Annotated in this window: 20 protein-coding genes; 7 read left to right on the forward strand and 13 right to left on the reverse strand. The window is 39.3% G+C overall.

Annotated features, from left to right (window positions below):
* Positions 1 to 461 precede the first annotated feature (461 nt).
* Entirely contained in the window at positions 462 to 1,166 is a 705-nt protein-coding gene (deoD, locus tag I6F43_RS00005) for a purine-nucleoside phosphorylase (RefSeq protein WP_002959109.1), read from the reverse strand.
* Complete coding sequence (locus I6F43_RS00010) at positions 1,166 to 2,398, reverse strand: phosphopentomutase (protein ID WP_010555228.1); 1,233 nt, start codon at positions 2,396 to 2,398, stop codon at positions 1,166 to 1,168. The genes deoD and I6F43_RS00010 overlap by 1 nt, the downstream gene beginning before the upstream one ends.
* A gap of 192 nt (positions 2,399 to 2,590) precedes the next feature.
* Here I6F43_RS00010 and udk point away from each other — a divergent pair, with 192 nt between their 5' ends.
* The 3 genes from udk (at position 2,591) to I6F43_RS00025 (ending at position 5,484) form a co-directional block, all read left to right on the forward strand.
* Complete coding sequence (gene udk / locus I6F43_RS00015; protein WP_007583533.1) at positions 2,591 to 3,223, forward strand: uridine kinase; 633 nt, start codon at positions 2,591 to 2,593, stop codon at positions 3,221 to 3,223.
* Between the two features lie 17 nt (positions 3,224 to 3,240).
* On the forward strand, positions 3,241 to 4,467 hold the full coding sequence (locus I6F43_RS00020; protein ID WP_007583535.1) for a NupC/NupG family nucleoside CNT transporter: 1,227 nt from the start codon (positions 3,241 to 3,243) through the stop codon (positions 4,465 to 4,467).
* 306 nt (positions 4,468 to 4,773) lie between these two features.
* Entirely contained in the window at positions 4,774 to 5,484 is a 711-nt protein-coding gene (locus I6F43_RS00025; RefSeq protein WP_197100363.1) for a substrate-binding periplasmic protein, read from the forward strand.
* 880 nt (positions 5,485 to 6,364) lie between these two features.
* Here the strand turns inward: I6F43_RS00025 and I6F43_RS00030 are convergent.
* From I6F43_RS00030 to I6F43_RS00080, 11 genes are all read right to left on the reverse strand, one after another.
* Positions 6,365 to 6,574 carry a cold-shock protein gene (locus I6F43_RS00030; protein ID WP_002959120.1) on the reverse strand — a complete coding sequence of 70 codons (210 nt, stop codon included), beginning with the start codon at positions 6,572 to 6,574 and terminating at the stop codon, positions 6,365 to 6,367.
* 235 nt (positions 6,575 to 6,809) lie between these two features.
* On the reverse strand, positions 6,810 to 7,526 hold the full coding sequence (locus I6F43_RS00035) for a hypothetical protein (protein ID WP_197100365.1): 717 nt from the start codon (positions 7,524 to 7,526) through the stop codon (positions 6,810 to 6,812).
* On the reverse strand, positions 7,523 to 8,263 hold the full coding sequence (locus I6F43_RS00040; RefSeq protein WP_169044056.1) for an iron transporter: 741 nt from the start codon (positions 8,261 to 8,263) through the stop codon (positions 7,523 to 7,525). Before I6F43_RS00040 ends, I6F43_RS00035 begins: the two co-directional genes overlap by 4 nt.
* A complete protein-coding gene (locus tag I6F43_RS00045) occupies positions 8,250 to 8,603 on the reverse strand; it encodes a cupredoxin domain-containing protein (protein ID WP_197100367.1) in 354 nt (117 codons plus the stop codon). The genes I6F43_RS00040 and I6F43_RS00045 overlap by 14 nt, the downstream gene beginning before the upstream one ends.
* Entirely contained in the window at positions 8,596 to 9,909 is a 1,314-nt protein-coding gene (locus I6F43_RS00050) for an ATP-binding protein (RefSeq protein ID WP_197100369.1), read from the reverse strand. Before I6F43_RS00050 ends, I6F43_RS00045 begins: the two co-directional genes overlap by 8 nt.
* A gap of 26 nt (positions 9,910 to 9,935) precedes the next feature.
* Complete coding sequence (locus I6F43_RS00055; protein WP_197100371.1) at positions 9,936 to 10,595, reverse strand: response regulator; 660 nt, start codon at positions 10,593 to 10,595, stop codon at positions 9,936 to 9,938.
* A gap of 7 nt (positions 10,596 to 10,602) precedes the next feature.
* Positions 10,603 to 11,250 carry a tetratricopeptide repeat protein gene (locus I6F43_RS00060; RefSeq protein WP_197100373.1) on the reverse strand — a complete coding sequence of 216 codons (648 nt, stop codon included), beginning with the start codon at positions 11,248 to 11,250 and terminating at the stop codon, positions 10,603 to 10,605.
* Between the two features lie 21 nt (positions 11,251 to 11,271).
* The gene (locus I6F43_RS00065; RefSeq protein ID WP_197100375.1) at positions 11,272 to 12,042 is read right to left on the reverse strand and encodes an SDR family oxidoreductase; all 771 of its coding nucleotides are present in this window, start codon (positions 12,040 to 12,042) and stop codon (positions 11,272 to 11,274) included.
* On the reverse strand, positions 12,039 to 12,728 hold the full coding sequence (locus I6F43_RS00070; protein ID WP_197100378.1) for a TenA family transcriptional regulator: 690 nt from the start codon (positions 12,726 to 12,728) through the stop codon (positions 12,039 to 12,041). Before I6F43_RS00070 ends, I6F43_RS00065 begins: the two co-directional genes overlap by 4 nt.
* On the reverse strand, positions 12,721 to 14,190 hold the full coding sequence (locus I6F43_RS00075) for an AMP-binding protein (protein ID WP_197100379.1): 1,470 nt from the start codon (positions 14,188 to 14,190) through the stop codon (positions 12,721 to 12,723). Before I6F43_RS00075 ends, I6F43_RS00070 begins: the two co-directional genes overlap by 8 nt.
* The gene (locus tag I6F43_RS00080; RefSeq protein WP_033026818.1) at positions 14,187 to 14,840 is read right to left on the reverse strand and encodes a thermostable hemolysin; all 654 of its coding nucleotides are present in this window, start codon (positions 14,838 to 14,840) and stop codon (positions 14,187 to 14,189) included. Before I6F43_RS00080 ends, I6F43_RS00075 begins: the two co-directional genes overlap by 4 nt.
* Before the next feature lie 543 nt (positions 14,841 to 15,383).
* Between I6F43_RS00080 and I6F43_RS00085 the strand changes: the two genes are divergently transcribed.
* From I6F43_RS00085 to I6F43_RS00100, 4 genes are all read left to right on the forward strand, one after another.
* Positions 15,384 to 16,007, forward strand: a complete 624-nt coding sequence (locus tag I6F43_RS00085) for a fused MFS/spermidine synthase (protein ID WP_010555216.1) — start codon at positions 15,384 to 15,386, stop codon at positions 16,005 to 16,007.
* Positions 16,000 to 16,884: a spermidine synthase gene (locus I6F43_RS00090; RefSeq protein ID WP_121953523.1), complete on the forward strand. Its 885-nt coding sequence runs from the start codon at positions 16,000 to 16,002 to the stop codon at positions 16,882 to 16,884. The genes I6F43_RS00085 and I6F43_RS00090 overlap by 8 nt, the downstream gene beginning before the upstream one ends.
* Positions 16,885 to 17,018: 134 nt before the next feature.
* Complete coding sequence (locus I6F43_RS00095; protein WP_007583567.1) at positions 17,019 to 17,486, forward strand: MarR family transcriptional regulator; 468 nt, start codon at positions 17,019 to 17,021, stop codon at positions 17,484 to 17,486.
* A gap of 8 nt (positions 17,487 to 17,494) precedes the next feature.
* Positions 17,495 to 18,559: an HlyD family secretion protein gene (locus tag I6F43_RS00100; protein WP_024591513.1), complete on the forward strand. Its 1,065-nt coding sequence runs from the start codon at positions 17,495 to 17,497 to the stop codon at positions 18,557 to 18,559.

The following is an 18,559-nucleotide window of genomic DNA, read 5'->3' on the forward strand; positions in this document are numbered from 1 at the left end:
GTAGTTTTTAGGATGGGTGATTAAGTAATTAGAAGCTGCGCTTCTCGCGCGAGCAAGCTCTGCGCCTACGTGGAAAACTTAACGCGGTGGCTAAAATCCACCTGTAGACGCGCTGCTTGCAGGCGTTTAAAAACGCAGTTTTTAGATGGTTGAATTAATACCAACCCGCAATAATACTTAATCATTTTTAGGGGCTAAACGTGTCGCTACCTGCGTTAAAAAATTCTCATTTAGAACAACTAAATAGCGAATTTTTTGCCTAGCTATCAACACGTTTTTCCATCCTCAAAATAGATCACTTAATTAAGCGAATTGGTATAAGTAATTAGAAGCTGCTACCCATTTTCTTCAGGCATAAAAAAAGCCGCATAAAATGCGGCTTTGGAGGTTTAGTCTCACTTCACTTTGGGCGTGTCTCCAAAACTTAGTGAATACGTTACCAAGGAACTGTTATGTGTTATTTAAGCTATTGACTCTAATGCAATTTTAACCATTTCGTTAAACGTGCTTTGACGCTCATCAGCAGGTGTTGCTTCGCCAGTGATTACGTGGTCACTTACTGTAAATAATGCCATTGCATTTGCGCCGTATTCAGCTGCAACGCCGTATAAACCAGCTGTTTCCATATCTACTGCTAGCATGCCTAACTTGTCTAAGTCTTTATAGAACGAGTCATCAGCTTGATAGAATGTGTCTGTCGTAAATACGTTACCTACTTTTGCTTTAATTCCTAGCTCTTTAGCAGCGTTTACGCCGTTTAAAAGTAGGTCAAAGTTAGCAATAGCAGCAAAATCGTAGCCACGTACGCGTGCACGGTTTACGTTTGAATCTGTGCTTGCACCTTGTGCAAAAATTACGTCACGAATTTTGATATCGGTGCCAATACCGCCACACGTACCAATACGTATAATATTTTTAACGCCAAAGCTTACAATTAGCTCACGTGCATAAATAGACATTGATGGGATGCCCATGCCTGAACCCATGATACTTACTGGCTTACCTTTGTAAGTACCAGTGAAACCGTACATGTTACGAACGCCTGTAACTTGTACTGCATCATCTAAAAAGTTTTCAGCAATATATTGCGCACGTAGCGGGTCGCCTGGCATTAATACTGTTTCGGCGAAATCACCAACGTTTGCACTGATATGCGGAGTACTCATTAATTGTTTTCCTTTTTATTTGGCGTTTTTAGCTCATTTAAAAAGCTGTCGCCGTAATCAAGCGCAGATAAGCTAAACCACTGTGCCAGTGTTTGACCTATATCTGCAAAGCTGTTGCGTTCACCTAATGGTGTGTTACTCATACCTGGCTGGTATGCAATAACAGGTACGTATTCACGAGTGTGCTCAGAACCTGGAAAGGTTGGGTCACAGCCATGATCTGCAGTGATCATTAATACGTCATCTGCTTTTAACTGATTTAGTATAGTTGGTAAATAGTCATCAAATTCTTTTAATGCTTTTGCGTATCCTACTGGATTACGACGATGACCAAATTTTTCATCAAAATCAACTAGGTTAGTAAAGATTAAGCTACGATCTGGCGCGCTTTCCATTACTTCGCTGGTTTTTTCTAGCAAGTTCATAAGTCCAGGTGCTTTATGCTTTTGGGTTATGCCCTGATGCGCGTAAATATCTGAAATTTTACCAATACTAATTACTTCGCCGCCGTCTTTTGCTAGTACATCTAGCAATGTTGGTGCTGGCGGAAGTACTGAATAGTCACGACGATTACCCGTTCGGGCAAAGTCTTGGCTATTTGAACCCAAAAATGGCCGCGCAATCACTCGTCCTATGTTCATTTCATCAAGTAGCGCCCGTGCGATTTCGCAAACTTGATAAAGCTTCTCTAGGCCGAATGACTCTTCATGCGCGGCTATTTGAAACACGCTATCAGCTGAGGTGTAACAGATTGGTTTACCTGTTTTTACGTGCTCTTCACCTAGCTGTTCTAAAATGGTAGTTCCTGATGCATGGCAATTGCCTAAAATGCCAGGAATACCTGTACGAGCAATAAACTCGTCTATAAATTCTTGTGGGAAACTTGGCTGTGTTTTTGGGAAATATCCCCAATCAAATAACACCGGTACGCCTGCCATTTCCCAATGACCTGATGGCGTGTCTTTTCCGCTAGAGATTTCTTTAGCGTAACCCCATGCACCTTGAGGAGCTTGGCGGTCTGAAATTAAACACGGTTCGCCACCGGCAGCTTCGCATGCATCCACTAACCCAAGTTTTGATAGGTTAGGAAGCGACAGCGCACTGCCTGTTTCGTCGTAATATGCTTTTAGTAAGTGAGCGAATGTATTAGCCCCAAGATCGCCGAATTTATCTGCATCTGGTGCTGCACCGATTCCTAGGCTATCTGCCATTAAAATAATTGCTCTTGCCATTTTGACCTCACTTTGATTCTAGGTGGTTACTTTATCCGCTGATCGAATTTTCCGTACAGGACAAAAGTCCTGTTTCATAAAACCTAAACATTATAAATTTGCACCCTTGAGCGAAGCAAAAGAGATTAATCGTGTCTTTTTTGCTATTGTGATCTACCAACAATATATCTTTCTGTGTGGATGAGAACTTTAGTGACACGAACTACTATTATAGCCATTGCAGGCGCATCAGCGTCGGGCAAATCTCTTTTTAGCCAAACAATTTACAATGAATTGGTTAATGAGCTTGAACCAGGCGCTATCGCCATTATTGAAGAAGATGCTTATTACAAGGATCAGTCGCATTTGCCGATGGCTCATCGTACGCAAACAAATTACGACCATCCAGATGCATTTGAACACGCATTAATGCTTGAGCATTTAACGCAACTTCGTTGTGGTAACTCAGTAGAAGTACCAACGTATGATTATGCTCAACACACGCGTAGCGCAACCACACGCCGGGTGCCAGCTGCTAAAATACTCATTGTTGAAGGTATTTTACTATTGAGTGATAAAGCGCTTAATAAAGAATTTGATATTAAGGTGTTTATAGATACACCTTTAGATATTTGTTTAATGCGTCGTATGCAACGTGATATGGAGCAACGAGGCAGAACATTACAATCTGTTGTTGAGCAATATCAGGCAACTGTTAGACCGATGTTTTATCAATTCATTGAGCCTTCTAAGCATAACGCTGATTTAGTTGTGACTCGAGGCGGCATGAACCGCGTTGCGATTGATATAATAAAAAGTAAAATTAAATATTTACTACAAGAATAACAACGGGAAACATTTGTATGACAACATTTATGAGCTTAGTAGGCATGTGTGTGCTACTAAGCATTGCCTTTGCTGCGTCAACTAATCGCAAGGCAATTAATTTAAGAACCGTTGGTATAGCATTTGCGATGCAAATTGTTATAGGCGGTTTTGTTCTGTTTTTCGAAGCAGGAAAAAATGTGTTAACTAGCATGTCATCAGCCGTCTCGTCGGTTATTGGTTATGCTAATGATGGTATTGGGTTTTTATTTGGTCCACTCGCCTCACAAGACACATTAGGTTTTATTTTTGCAATTCAAGTTTTGCCAGTTATCGTGTTTTTCTCAGCGCTTGTTGCTGTGTTATATCACCTTGGCATTATGGATTGGATAATTAGGATTTTAGGCGGCGGTTTACAAAAATTATTGAAGACCTCTCGCACAGAATCGCTTTCAGCAACTGCAAATATTTTTGTAGGCCAAACTGAAGCACCGTTAATAGTTAAGCCATTTATAGCAACGATGACAAAATCGGAATTGTTTGCAGTAATGGTAGGTGGCTTAGCCACTGTAGCAGGCTCTGTAATGGCCGGTTACGTAATTATTGGCGTAGATCTTAAGTATCTTATTGCTGCGAGCTTTATGGCTGCACCAGGTGGTTTCTTAATGGCCAAGATGATTGTGCCAGAAACTGAAACGCCTAGAGATAACTTAGCTGATTTAGATTTAGATGACGAAGATAAGCCTGTAAATGTAATTGATGCAGCTGCATCAGGTGCTGCAAACGGTATGCATTTAGCACTTAATGTAGGTGCAATGTTACTTGCTTTTGTAGCGCTAATTGCACTATTAAACGGTTTATTAGGCGGTATTGGTGGGTGGTTTGATTACCCAACATTAACGCTTCAAGAAATATTAGGTTATGTATTTGCTCCAGTTGCATGGTTACTAGGTGTGCCATGGGATGAAGCGATTATAGCCGGCAGCTTTATTGGTCAAAAGATAGTAGTAAACGAGTTTGTTGCTTACTTAGACTTTATAAATTATCGCGATACGTTAAGCGCGCACACACAAGCAATCGTTACTTTTGCTTTATGTGGGTTTGCTAACTTATCATCGATAGCCATTTTACTAGGTGGGTTAGGCGGTATGGCGCCTAGTCGGCGGAAGGATATCGCACGCTTAGGGCTCAGAGCAGTGTTAGCAGGATCTATGGCTAACCTTATGAGCGCAGCAATTGCTGGGTTTTTCCTCTCGCTAGCTTAGAAACTTATTGAGATGAACACCGGTGTTGCAAAACAAGAGGATAGCGCTTTAAGGGGTTAAAGCTCTATCTGACTTGAACGATACTTCACCAAGGGCCGCAAGGCCCTTTTATCGTTTTAGGCCTTAATTTTTAGCCTCAACTACTTCTAACCTCGAACCACTTATCTATCTAGCCCCCTTTATAGTTATACATAACTCAAATAAACCAATATCTTAGTAACAAGTTCACATAAATAATTTTTGTGTTTTTCATATTTTCAGCCACACTTATTATTACTTAAGCTAACCGAATGACGATTCGCTATTGTGAAATATATTCTTTATTCTCTTTTTTTAATTTGTTCTGTGTATGTTCAAGCAAAGGAAGCCCTGCTTGTTGTTACAGAGTTAGCACCACCAAACCAAGTATTGATTAATGGCGAGGTAGCAGGTGAAGGTACTCAGTTTATTAGAGATATATTTGCTGAGGCTGATCTCACACCTAACATTCAAATGTATCCTTGGGCACGTGCTTATAAAATTGCAGATGAGTTAAAAAACACCTTTATATACAGCCTTGCACGCACTGTAGAGCGAGAAAATAAATTTTATTGGATTGGACCAGTTGGACGATTTGAGCTGGGCTTTATCGGCCTATCAGAGCGAAATGATCTTATTATAAATAATACTGAACAAGCAAAAGTGTATAAAATTGCAATGCAACGCAATGACTTTTCAACACAAACCCTCACGAAACTTGGATTTGAAGTTGTTTTAACCTCTGATATTCAAAAATCATACTCTTTACTATTAGCTAAAAAAGTAGATTTAATTGTAGACGATCCTTTATTCATGCAGCAGATGAGTGATTATCTAAAGCTCAAACCAGCACACTTAAAGTTTATTTATAAAATAGATGAGCTAACAATTGATGCTTATTTAGCTGCAAATAAAAAAACAGATATGCGTTTAATTGAAGCGCTGCAAGCTGCATTTTTAAAAATAAAGCAAAATAAAGGGCTGCCTTACGAAAGATAAATCATTGAAGATAAGTATGCTTATGGGCGACAAAATCATCTTTCATTTTTAACTTTTTATATTCTTCATAAAATTGCTTTATGACATGCTCTGGTACTGATTTATTAAATGCAATGTAATTGCTCACAAGCGCACAAAGATATAATTTTTGCAGCCTTTCAGCACCTTCCCCACTTTATAGTCAAAGGTTCCAGCTGATGCATTATTGTCATTATGAGCCCAAAATTAGATCTATTTTTCTTTTTAAAAACAAATCCATATATTGTTTTGCCTCCAAACATTAGTAAGTTTTCGCCCGCTTTAAAACCAATTTTATATACGCCTAGAGCTGAATTGTTTTTTCGGCGTAAAATTTAGACCGCATACTTAATGGAATTGATATAACTTACTTATCAGCTTTGAGCTTATAAAAGAAAGTTTGACTCGCGCCTAGCGGCCCAGCCCAATAAAATGGTGGGTCACGTTCGATGTTTTTAATTATTGAAACAATGCCAAAGTAAGGGGCTTTTAAACTAAGTTATAAGCACGCTTCCAAGGAAGCAATTTAAACTCGCAGGTTATATCAATAGCTGTGCAAATATCTTTTACAATATCGAGAGTACTACTAACAAGCTGGTCTTTGTCGTTTTGAATTTGTTGTTTTGAAATTATAAGGGAGAAATGTTCGGTATAAATTACAAGCTTAAACTCACTTGCATTAGCACAATGACTTAGAAGAATGACTTAGAAGAATAGAAAAACGAATATTAGGAGGGGATAAATAATAGCAATATCATTTAGTTAATTTACATTGATAATGGGCGTTGCTTGGTTTGAGTCAAATTTCAGACACAAAAAAAGCGCCTTAAGCGCTTTTTTTCATTTTACTTAAAAAGTAAAATTATACAGCTGTGATGTTATCAGCTTGTGGACCTTTTTGACCTTGTGAAAGAGTAAACTCTACACGTTGGCCTTCAGCTAAAGTTTTGAAACCTTCGCTTTTGATTGCTGAGAAATGTGCGAAAACGTCTGGGCCATTTTCTTGCTCGATGAAACCAAAACCTTTAGACTCGTTAAACCACTTAACTGTACCTGATACGATGTTAGACATTGTAATATCCTGAAATAAAAATAAAAATATGCTCATAAGAGCGGGTGTAGCAAAAAATGAGATGGTACTTTAAAAACTTCAGGACGGTACTACAAGTATTACTTATATCGAAATGGAGATTTATAGCTTACATGCTTTCTTTCTAGCTGCGGCCCACTATATAGAGTTTAAATAATATGTCAAGTACCTATCTATAATCAGAATAATAAACAACCAAAACTACTTTTAGTTGTTATTAAAATTCAAATTCTAATGCGAGCCTAAAACTATGGTTTTTTTCTGATTGGCTTATCTCAGTGATGAAACCCGCTTCCCATTTTAATTGCTTTTGCCCATCAAAGCGCTGTAAACCTATAAAGCCAGGCCCTATACCAATAAAGTCTTCACCTACGTAAGCCTCTATAGAAGGCTGGAAAGCAGAGCGATATCGATAGCGATATTGTGCTCTAAACTCACTTTCCCATTCGTTTTTAATGTCTTGCCCCCACTCATAAACCAAAAAAGCATTTAGCGTAAGACTTGTTTTTCCAAATTCTTTTTCGATCACAAAACCCGAAGTTGCCTCATACACATCTTCGTTATGCTTTTTTTCAAGCTCAAATAACGCGCCCCAATCAGCCCATAATTTACCTTGTTCAATTAATTGCCAACGTAGCTCAAGCTCATAAGCTTCTAATCCAAAGTCGCCGTTGTCGTCTCGCTCACCAACTAAATAGCCTTCGAGTGCCATTGTATCGTTAATAGCACCACCGCCACCCAAACGCTGCGCTAGTATGTTGCCACTATCTGTTTGGTGCGACACTAATCGCCACTCAAATTCACGCTCAAAAGGCAAAACATAGGGGTGATATACCTTATCAACAACAATACCATCGGCCTTTGCTTGGATTGAGAATACCAACAAACAAAGAGCGGTAAAACTAAGCGCTGAATATAGGTTGAGTGCTTTCATACACGTTCCTTAGTTATTGAAGCCGAAATAACATAACAAAGTAATAAAAATAACACGCTGCTTGTACTATATATAAGTACACTCATTAAATCAGGAGTGGCCTCGTAACCAACAAGAGCACGCAGTACGCGGCCTAGTTCAGAGTTTTCGCTTAACAAATTACGTAAATCCCACACTGTTGAGGTGTTTGTAATTAAATCTATTTGGCTTGCCAAATCCAGTGCAACTAGTAACTTAGCCGCGCTGTTAAAAGCAAGCAAAGTAAAAAGCGGATACATACCAAAACGGTGCTTAATTGCATTCATTAAAAAGTACAGCAATACGCTAAAACTTAAACAAATTCCCACACCTAATAAAGTGCCAATAAATAAGCTTTGCCCTGCATCATTATTTTGCCAAAAACTGGTGAGGTAAATAATATAATGGCTTAAATACAGCGTTATTGTGCTTATAACTGCGATATAAAATGCCGCTGACTTTTGCTTTAGTGCAAATACCAATACAGCAATAAATATAGTGATACATAGCCCTATTTGTGAGTACTCTAACCCTTGGTGTTCAAACCACTGGCTCACCCACGACGCACTTTGCATGTACAAAAACGACATTACCGCGCCTATTACTAAAGCAGAGCCTATTTTTAAAGAGCTTTGTTTTTTAACTACTTGTAGTAGCACTAATAAAATAGCCACTGGTAGTAATTGGTTAAGGCTCATGACTAAACTAGTTATTAGCATGCTGCGCCCCTTCATCGCTAACTATAACAACGCCCCTTGCTGTATTTGGCGAAAACTCACCAAAAAACTCGTAATGCCCTTTACTTAGCGGCCCTATATAAATAATGCTTTTACGATTTGGGTAGAGTACTTTTTCTCTGTTTAGATCAAAGCTATCAAACTCTTCTGGTGTGCTGTCTTGGTTTTCTATCAATAGTTTTACTTTTTTATTTGCGGGAATAATTATTTGCGAGGGGTAAAACAAATGATCTTTCAAAACAATAAGGTACTCTTTACTCGCCGCGTTAAACGACAAAAATAGCAAACAACAAAGGCACCGATTAAATAAACGTTTAGTCACTTTTTACTCCTGTAAAAGTAACCTTAACGGTTAGTCCGCCTAAAGAGCTATTCGCTAAATAAATACTTGCGCCATAAATAGCAATTATATGTTGAACAATCGCCATACCTAAACCCGCACCTTGCTCGCCTGATGGATGTTGATCGCCACCTACGCGATAAAAGCGATTAAATATTCGCTCTTTTTGCTCTTCAGTCATGCCCGCACCAGAATCATCAATTTGCCAACTATAGCTGTTATTACTTGATGCTAATTTAATTATTATTTGACCATTATTGGGGGTGTATTTTATGGCATTGCTAAGTAAATTAGCGATGAGTGTGGTTAATGTAAACTCATCACCATTAATTACAAAATCATCACCTTCAAGACTAATAGTTTGGTTTTTTTCATCTATTTTGTCGTATTGCTCCGATACGGCTTGCTGAGTAATCGCTAGCAATGACTGCTCGCTAAACTGCCTCTGCCATTGTTCAGGCTGGGTGCGCCCTAAAATTAGCATTTGTTCAACAATATTACTTAAGCGATTAATGCCTTGTGACATTGCTTGGAGTTCTTGATGGTTTTGCGAGTTGCTTTGCTTACTAGCTAAATTGTGTACATTAATTTTTAAGCTACTGAGCGGGGTACGTAATTCGTGAGCTGCATCTGAAGCAAAAAAGCGCTCTCGTAAGTAAGCGGTTTCTACTCGTTTAAATAAGTCGTTTAAACGATTAATAACCGGTTTAATTTCCTCGTCGGTTACCTGCCAGTTAATTGGCGTAAAGTCGTTTGCTTGGCGAGTAGCCAACTGCTTAGATAATCGAGTAAGAGGGGCTAATGCGTATTTAACAAAAAAACTTATAAAAATAGCAAGCAGAGGGACTGCCCATAGCATAGGTAACATTGCAGATAAAATAACGGCTTCAGCTAATTCAAACCGCTTTGACATAGGCTCAGCAACGATGACTTTACGAGTATTTTTTCTCATCACAAACACTCGCATACGCTGCCCTGCTACATTGGCAGTTTGAAAGCCCTCGCTAAAACTAATTTGGTTATTCGTTAAACTCGATGAGCCGCTAAGTAAACTATTGTTTTGCCAGATTTGATACAACAACTGAGCACTATTATTGCTTACTTGTACTGCATTTGTGCTTAGTGCTAATGGTTGTTCAATTAAAACGCCAGCCACTATTTTAAGTTCATTATCAAGCAAGTTTTCGCCGTGGTGCATGCTTTTTTGATAGCCTTTTACTAAAGCTAAAAAGCAAGTTAGCACCATCATTGAAAGTAAAATTAAGGTCAGGCGTTTACGAATAGACATTTTCAACCTCGAAAAACAAACACACTCTAACGCTTACCAGCTACGTAGCCAATGCCACGTAAGGTTTTAATAAAATCGCTAGGAAATTTTTTACGAAGATGATGAATATGCACCTCTATGGTATTAGAGCCAACTTCTTCACCCCATTGGTAAAGTTTGTTTTCGAGTTGTTGTTTTGATTGCACCCTTCCCTGATTTTCCATCAGCGCTTTTAAAAGCATGTATTCTTTTCGCGGTAGTGTAAGTGACTGCCCACTTAGTGTAACTGTATGAGCAGAGGTATCAATTACTACGTCACCACAGCGCAATAAGCTTGATTGCGTTTGGTTAATGCGCCGACTTACTACACGTAAACGGGCAAATAGCTCAGCGGGGTCAAACGGCTTTGCAAGGTAATCGTCTGCCCCCATATCGAGCCCTTGGACTTTGTCGTCAATACTGCCGCGAGCAGTTAAAATAACCACCGGAATAACTTTTTTTTGCGCTTTAATATGCTTTAAAACTTGCGAGCCATCGCCATCAGGTAATCCTAAATCGAGAATAACAAGCTCAATTTCACCACTAGAAAGGCACTCTAAGGCGTGTTTTACTGTGCCACTATGCTCTACGCTGTAGCCCTCTTGACGCAAAGAGCGAATAAGTCCTTGCGCCACTAAATGATCATCCTCAACGAGTAATAAATGCATTATGTGTTTATCTTTTTAGTTTTTTATCTACTTTTACCAATAGCTGGCTTATTGCTTGTTGGCGATATTTATCTGCTTTTGCACGAGTATCACGAATGCCCGCAGCTTGTGCTACAAGTAGTCGTGCTTTAGCTTGTTTATAATCGCCTTCGTCATACAAGTATTCACCGTATAAGTAATTAGTATCAATGCCTTCGAGGTTAAAAGCGAGCGCTTGTTTAAATAATTTTTCAGCTTTGTCGTCATCACCAAAACCAATTGGCCAACCGGGTACTTTGCTATAAAGCGTTGCAAGGCTTGCGTAAGCTGAGCCATTTAATGCACTGCCATCTATTGAGAGTGCATTTTCGAGTGACGCTTTTGCTTCTTTTGCTAAACCAAGTGCGCCCAAGCCCCCTTTTGCACCTGCAAAGCTGGCTAACACAATGCCATTCCAAATATGTGTTTGCGCCGAGTTTGGGTAGTTTTTAACAAACAACGCGCTTTGCTCACTCAGTTGCGTAAACGCGTCTATTTGCGCATCATCTTCAAGTTCGTAGTTAGCAGTTGCCCACTTTTGTTGAATAGAGGTTAAGTCTTGTATTTCATCTGCATGTACTGCGGTTGCAAATACAGTTGTTAGTACTAAATAAAATGCGAGTATAAATTTATACATAATTTTGCCCTTGTGTGTTTGTTAACTTAAAAAACGTTTAATTTTAGGAAGTTGTTTTGCAATAGCGTTATCAACAACGCTTGGGAATGCGCCATTTATGCGTGCAAATAGTTTTTCAGGAAAACCAATAAAGCGCCTTGTTTGGTTTGAACTTATAAGTGCTAATAACTCTTGAGCAACTAATTCTGGCGAGTCCATTTTATTACCAAGCTCTTTATTCATTGCCCGCGCTTTACTGCTATTAATAGATGTATCTGTTGCTCTTGGTGCTAAATAGGTCACTTTAACGCCTGAACCATTCAACTCACGTGATAACGCTTCTGTAAAACCACGTAAACCAAATTTACTGGCGCAATAAAGTGTTTGAAATGGGTAACCAATACTGCCAAACGATGAGCCCACGTTAACAATGGTGCCTTGGGTATACGCTAACTGCCCTAAAAATAGCTGGCATAATTTAATAGGCACCGACAAATTAGTAATGAGCATATTATCTATTTGCTCATTACTTGTGTGCTCAAGGCTTTGCATTGTATTTATACCTGCGTTATTAATAAGTAATTTAACGCCGCCGAGTTGCTTGGCTTTTATTGCTAGGTTAATACGTGTTGTATCGTCGGTTAAATCGCCAGCAAATATTTCACTGTCTGGGCATGCACGGCTCAGTTTTTCGAGGGTTTGGGTATTTCGCCCTACAAGCAGTAACGTCCACCCTTTTGCATATAGGGCTTTAGCAATCGCTTGCCCTATTCCGCCTGTTGCACCAGTTAATACACATAAAGAACTACTCATGCCAATTTGCCTTGTGCATTTGCTTTAAAAAATGGTTCGTCATCGAGTCCACGAAATATATCGCCGTATAAACGATAAAAGCGCTTTGCACCATGGAGTATGGCTTGTTGATCCGCCTCGTCTGTTATTTGGTTCATTAGGTTTTCAAAAAACTTCACATGCTCTATATCAAGTGCGCCGTGAGAGGTTAAATAACTAAATGCTTTTTTAGGTAAGCCCACAGCATTTGCAATGTTTGAAGCCGCGCCATCAGCAAGCGCTATAGAAGTGCCTTCAAGCACATGCACCATGCCAAAAAAGCTCAATGGATTTTTACGTGTAATGGAGTCGTACGCATACGACACCATCATTTCGGTAGCAAATTGCGGCTGACTACACCGTACTGTTTCTTTGTCAAAACCACAGGCTGCAATATCATTAAGTACCCACTCTTGATGGCCTATCTCTTCTTCAATGTATTCTGCGACGGCTTCGCGCAGCCATTCTTGATTGTCGGTTAATCGTGCACCAACCGACATCATTAATGGCACAGTGTGCTTAACATGGTGATACGCTTGCGCTAAAAACGAGGCGTATTCTTCAAGTGATGCTTCGCCTTTAAAAACACGCTGAATAATAGGCGCTGCAAGCAGATAGTTTTGCTCTTGTTTAGTTTGCTCTTTGAGGGTGTTAAAAAAATCACTCATTAATTACTTCTCCAAGTCGGTAAAATTGCTCAAACACAGCATGGTACTGCTTACTTATGGCATCTCGTTTTGGGCGATTATTTGTGGTTAATAATCCTTGTTGCACACTTAATGGGGCAGTTAAACGATGCCATTTTTGAATTCGTGAATAGTCGGGTAGTTGTTCATTAATTGCGTTAATGTATTGAGCTAACACGGGGTTACATAGCTTTGAATCGGCATAAATAATGGCGGTTAAAAAAGGTCGACCTTCACCAAACACAACCGCTTGTAAAATTCCGCTTTGACTTAGTAATAGTGATTCAGGCCACTCGGCACTGATGTTGCGACCCATGCTGGTAATAATTAGGTTTTTTAGGCGGCCTTTAATAAATAAGGTATTTTGATGCTGCTCGACTAGATCACCGGTTGCATACCACTGGTTTTTGTCGTGAGGTTGATGATTTAAGTAACCTAAAAACAAATCGCCTTTTATAAAAAGTTGGCTATTTTCAATTTTGGTTTGAATATGAGGTAACACAGAGCCGGCACTGTGAAGGTTATCGTTTGTGGGTGTATTTAAACTCACTACAGATGCCGCCTCAGAAAGTCCATAACCTTGGTATACCGGTAAATTTAAGCTGCGCGCTTTGGTTAATAGCATTTCGCTGACAAGCGCACCACCCACTGCAATAAACTGTAACGAACTAGGCGGTTGCCACCCATCTTCTGCAAAAGCAACTAAGCATGCTAATAGTTCAGGCACTAAAATAAGCGTATTTGGCTTAACTTTATCAATAGCAGCTATAAGCTGTGCGGGCTGTTTTAATGCAGTTCCAACAAATCCTAATTCATTTAACGGCATTAAATGCACTGTACCGCCACTTTTTAAAGGGGCATACACACCGGCTATATTTTCAAGCAATACAGCAAGCGGCAATAAACATAAATGAACAGGCTTTTTAATATTAATCTTATCGCAAAGAGATTGAGCTACCTGCATTTGGCTCTTTGCAGATAAACACACGCCTTTTGGTTGCCCAGTCGATCCTGATGTAAACGTTACTTTTTGAGTTTCTGGAAAATAGCTGACGGGTTTAGCTACAACAATTTCGTAAATATATAACGTGTAAAACTCAAACATAGTAATCGATGCAGTCGGCTCCCCAAGTAAAGGGTTTAGCGTGTCGCTAATAAATAAATGTGCGCCGCATTGCGCTAGTACATATTGAGTTTGTTGTTCACTAAAAAAGTGAGCAATTGGCACAGCCACTTTATTAGAAACTGCAGTAGCGGCATCAATAACAAGCCAAGCTGGCGTATTATCGAGCTTATAAGCGACACATTTGCCGTTAAAGCTTTGTAGTCTTTTTACTACTTTTTGTATTTGCTGGTTAAACTCACCACCGTTAATTTCAAGTGTTTGCTCTTTATTATGGGCAATAATTAGTGGCGATACTGCATGGCTATTATAGTAATTCATACATTCACCAATGCATTTACCAAAGAATTGATATTTGAGTGGTTTTGCTGCATCAAACTATAAAGCATTGGGGTATTTAATACTTGTTGGTGAGCTTGCTCTAGGCTCACAATGCATACTGTTGGTTGGTTGGCGTAATAGCTGCCCCACTTTAATGGGTTCTCAACTACAAAACTGCTCGCAAGTGCAATTTCGGTACACGTAACACCAAGTAAGCGCAATAAAGCACGCACTTTGTTGGTTGCACAAAACACTAAATGTTTTGCCCCCACACTTTGCAGAGCTTCGTTAACAATAATAAAATGTGCAAGTGTTGCTCTTCGATTTGTAGAGCAGAGATTACCAAGTTCAAAAATCTTATTGCGAGAAATACTTTCATCTAAAAAATCTTCAACGGGTGATGCTAAATATTGCTCAATAAACAATGGCGAAGTTGCTTGCCTTAGCCCTAACGTGCACTTTCCTTGCTCGGTAACGTATTGGCAAAGTAGTGGCATAAAAGAAGTAAGCTTAGCGTTATACGCAACTAAAAAACCTTCTTTCACTGTGTTTTCGAGATTTTTTCGATGCACATCATCAATACGAGCACTAATAAACTGACTGTTATTTTGTGTTAAATCTAATGATGTAGAAGTGTGGGCTAATTGCATAAGCTCGCTCATTTAAACCTGTTTATATTTCAGGGTTTAAACTTAACGAGTGAAACTTAAAGAAAACTTAAGAAAAAATTAATTTAAATGAAAAAGCGTCTTAAGTGCTAAATCGCGAGGGCCTAGGCAAGCTAAATAGATCAGAATTCAACTAACTAACAAATTGCTATAACAAAACTTCTTTTTTAAAATTAAACTTAGGTTAATTATTACCCTAGGGCCTATTTATCTTTCGAGGTTAAATTTGCAGCAGTATGTTTGGTTTTTAGGCAAGGCAGAGCCTATGTAGTGTGGTTATTCCCCATTAATGGGCGATAACGCAGCATAAATACCAAACATGCGCTGCCCTCTGGGTTCTTTCTAGGGACGATTAACTCTTTGTTGATCGGTTTTTACTTAGCCCACTAGGTTACAAACCTCGCGCCGCGATTAAATCGCCCCTAGATAGAACAAATTTTAATCCTGAAAGGTCAACAGGCCCTAGCAGCTTTGTATGCATCACGTTAGTATAGTGTTCTACTTAAGTTACATAACGATAATTACATGAGCATAAAAACAAACGCGTTAATTTACTTTTTAGCTTTTTGCAGCGGCTTTTGCATAATGGGCATTGAGCTTTTAGGTGGGAGAATTCTTGCCCCCTTTTTTGGCAGTAGCGTGCATATTTGGGGCAGTATAATTACTGTGTTTATGCTTAGTTTATCTTTTGGGTATTTACTTGGTGGTAAACTCAGCACTAAAAATGCATCCCTTACCAAATATGGTTTAATATTTTTAATTGCCAGCATTATGGTTGTGCCTATTACATTATTTTCGCAGCCTATAATGGAATTTATATTTACCCATATTGAAGATAGCCGCTACGGCTCACTCTTAGCGTCAACTGCTTTATTTTTTATACCTACCGTTATTTTAGGCATGATCTCGCCCTACTCTGTGCGCTTACTGGTAACAGATAGCGATAAAAGCGGCCAAGTGGCTGGGCGTTTATACTTTGTAAGTACGCTTGGCAGTGCCCTGGGTACTATAATTACCTCTTTTTACTTTGTACTCGCGTTTGACGTGAATACAATTATTAGCGCCTTTGCTTTAACGCTTGGGTCACTGGGTTTAGTAGCGATTGCTATTAATACCTTGGCTAATAATAAGGGGCTTGCTCATGCTTAAATATTTGCTACTGCCATTAATTGTGTTTTCAGGTTCTGCGTTTAGTAACGTTATTCATGAAGAACGCTCGCTTTATCGCAATATTATTGTTGAAGAAACGAGCGACTTACGTTGCCTTAAATTTAATACTAAAAGTAGCCAAACAAGCCAAAGTTGCATGTATAAAAGCAATCCCGACAAACTTGTTTTTAATTACACAAAATTGACGTTTGCGAGCCTTTTAGTAACCGACAACCCTAAAAGTGTACTTATTATAGGATTAGGTGGCGGTACGCTTTCTAATGTTATTCATGAGCTATACCCCACTGCAAATATTCATAATGTTGAAATAGACCCTGCAGTAACTAAAGTTGCACGCGATTACTTTAACTTTATAGAAAATGACTTAGTGACATCAAGCGTGCAAGATGGCCGTATTTTTATAAAACGCGCCGCTATTAAAAAGCAAAAGTACGATTGGATTATTTTAGATGCATTTAACGGCGACTATATTCCGGAGCATTTGCTCACTAAAGAGTTTTTTGAAGAAGTGCAAAGCGTATTGGCCGATGGTGGCGTTATTGCCGCAAATACGTTTTCAAGTAGTAAACTTTATGAGCATGAGTCGGCAACTTACCACGCTGTATTTGGCGACTTTATAAATGTAAGCCGCGAAAATCGTAGTAACCGTATTATTTTAGCGGGGCTTAAATCAATACCGAGCGAAGCGCAAATTAACACGCGTGTAAATGCTCTCGCCCCTAAATTAGTAAAATACGGTGTAGATATAAAAGCGATTAGCCAACTTATGCACTTTACTAAAGACGGCCAAGATTGGCCTGCAGATACAAAAGTACTTACCGATCAATACTCCCCAGCTAATTTACTTAACTTTTAAAACTCCCTAAACCTCACCATTTTTTTACAGGTGAGGTTTAGCAAATATTTTACCACTTCCCGCACTTACACATATTTACTTAGCTTGCTAAGTAATGATAAAATAGTTAGCTTGCTAACTATGTTGGGATGGCTATGCCTACACAAAAACCTTTTCACGAGACGCTCGATTTAACAGTTATCGGTAATATGGGCCGAGTTCATCGCTTATGCCGCGAAGCAGTAACCATTGCTGTTGAGCCTTTGGGGCTTACTCAGTCGCGCTGGACTGCACTAATGCATATAAATATGCGTGGTGAGGGACTAACACAACTTGAACTTGCTAATAGCTTAGGGATAGAAATGCCTTCACTGACTCGCACGCTTAAGCAATTAGAGGAGCAATCGTTAATCGTTCGCCGTGTAGACAAACATGATAAGCGCAGTAAAAGACTCTATTTTACTGAGCAAAGTGATGCCATTTTACATTCATTGCAAGAGACCATTTCCGATATAAAAAATCAGTTATACAGCGGTTTATCTGTTGAGCAGCTAGATGCCATTGCATTTGGTTTGATCAAAATAGAGCAAAACGCCCTTAAATGTATTCAAGTTAATAAGTAAGGCTAAAAATGACACCGGATCAAAAGTTTGCACGCTATGTAAGGTTTTCTCTCATAGGGTTTATCTTAGTATTTATTTACTATTTAGTGGCCGATATGGTTTTGCCTGTGACACCACAGGCACGTGTATACCACCCTGTTGTGCAAATATCACCGCAAATTAGTGGCCGAGTCACTAGTGTGCAAGTTAATAATAACCAATCAGTTAAAGCGGGCGATATATTATTTAGTATCGATGAAGGCCCATATAATTTAGCCAAAGAGCAAGCTCAACTCGCGCTTGATGATGCCAAATTACAAAACAAGCGTCTTGATACCAATGTTAAAGCCCTTGAAGCACAAATTAGTGCTGCAAATGCTAAGCAGCATGAGCAAAAGCTATTAAAAAGCAGAGGCGAAAAACTCTATACTCAAAAGTCTATATCGGAGCAAGAGCTTGAAAGCATTCGTGCTAACTTTGAGGCCAGTAAAGCAAATGTTGCGGCCCTAGAAGCGCAGTTAGCTGAAGCGGTTTTAGCTAGAGGTGACTCAGGTAATAAAAACTTAGCTATGCGTCATGCTGCTAACCAGTTAGCGCAAGCTGAGTTAAATTTATCCTACACGCAAGTACGTGCACTAAGTGACGGCGTAGTTGCTAACTTACAATTATTAGACGGCGCGTACGCTGTTGCAGGTAGCCCATTATTAGCTATTGTCGCTAAAAAAGCCGACTTAGTTGCCGACTTTAGAGAAAAGTCACTCTCAAATATGAAGCAAGGCACTCAAGCGCGCGTCGTATTTGATAGCCGCCCAGGTGAAGTTTACGACGCAATACTAGAAACATTTGAAGCAGGTGTTAGCAACGGTCAACTTAGTGCAAATGGTTTACTAAGTACAACAGAAACCAGCAATCGTTGGGTACGTGACGCACAGCGTCAACGCATTCATTTAAAGCTCGTAAATCATCAAGACTTAATAGCGAACATGCCAAGCGGGTCACGTGCAACAGTACAATTATTACCCGAATCGACAATTGGGCAATGGTTTGGCTCTGCACAAATTAGATTTATTAGCTGGTTACACTACATTTATTAA

The sequence above is a fragment of the Pseudoalteromonas sp. NZS71_1 genome (genome assembly GCF_015864305.1).
GTDB classification, from domain to species: domain Bacteria; phylum Pseudomonadota; class Gammaproteobacteria; order Enterobacterales; family Alteromonadaceae; genus Pseudoalteromonas; species Pseudoalteromonas arctica.

Coding starts and splice junctions, on each gene's coding strand:
- I6F43_RS00065 (WP_197100375.1), bottom strand. CDS start 12,042: ATGAGTAGTTCTTTATGTGTATTAACTGGTGCAACAGGCGGAATAGGG.
- I6F43_RS00040 (WP_169044056.1), bottom strand. CDS start 8,263: ATGCTAATAACTAGTTTAGTCATGAGCCTTAACCAATTACTACCAGTG.
- I6F43_RS00075 (WP_197100379.1), bottom strand. CDS start 14,190: ATGAATTACTATAATAGCCATGCAGTATCGCCACTAATTATTGCCCAT.
- I6F43_RS00095 (WP_007583567.1), top strand. CDS start 17,019: ATGCCTACACAAAAACCTTTTCACGAGACGCTCGATTTAACAGTTATC.
- I6F43_RS00085 (WP_010555216.1), top strand. CDS start 15,384: ATGAGCATAAAAACAAACGCGTTAATTTACTTTTTAGCTTTTTGCAGC.
- I6F43_RS00010 (WP_010555228.1), bottom strand. CDS start 2,398: ATGGCAAGAGCAATTATTTTAATGGCAGATAGCCTAGGAATCGGTGCA.
- I6F43_RS00080 (WP_033026818.1), bottom strand. CDS start 14,840: ATGCAATTAGCCCACACTTCTACATCATTAGATTTAACACAAAATAAC.
- deoD (WP_002959109.1), bottom strand. CDS start 1,166: ATGAGTACTCCGCATATCAGTGCAAACGTTGGTGATTTCGCCGAAACA.
- I6F43_RS00055 (WP_197100371.1), bottom strand. CDS start 10,595: ATGCATTTATTACTCGTTGAGGATGATCATTTAGTGGCGCAAGGACTT.
- I6F43_RS00070 (WP_197100378.1), bottom strand. CDS start 12,728: ATGAGTGATTTTTTTAACACCCTCAAAGAGCAAACTAAACAAGAGCAA.
- I6F43_RS00050 (WP_197100369.1), bottom strand. CDS start 9,909: ATGTCTATTCGTAAACGCCTGACCTTAATTTTACTTTCAATGATGGTG.
- I6F43_RS00090 (WP_121953523.1), top strand. CDS start 16,000: ATGCTTAAATATTTGCTACTGCCATTAATTGTGTTTTCAGGTTCTGCG.
- I6F43_RS00035 (WP_197100365.1), bottom strand. CDS start 7,526: ATGAAAGCACTCAACCTATATTCAGCGCTTAGTTTTACCGCTCTTTGT.
- I6F43_RS00020 (WP_007583535.1), top strand. CDS start 3,241: ATGACAACATTTATGAGCTTAGTAGGCATGTGTGTGCTACTAAGCATT.
- I6F43_RS00060 (WP_197100373.1), bottom strand. CDS start 11,250: ATGTATAAATTTATACTCGCATTTTATTTAGTACTAACAACTGTATTT.
- I6F43_RS00030 (WP_002959120.1), bottom strand. CDS start 6,574: ATGTCTAACATCGTATCAGGTACAGTTAAGTGGTTTAACGAGTCTAAA.
- I6F43_RS00100 (WP_024591513.1), top strand. CDS start 17,495: ATGACACCGGATCAAAAGTTTGCACGCTATGTAAGGTTTTCTCTCATA.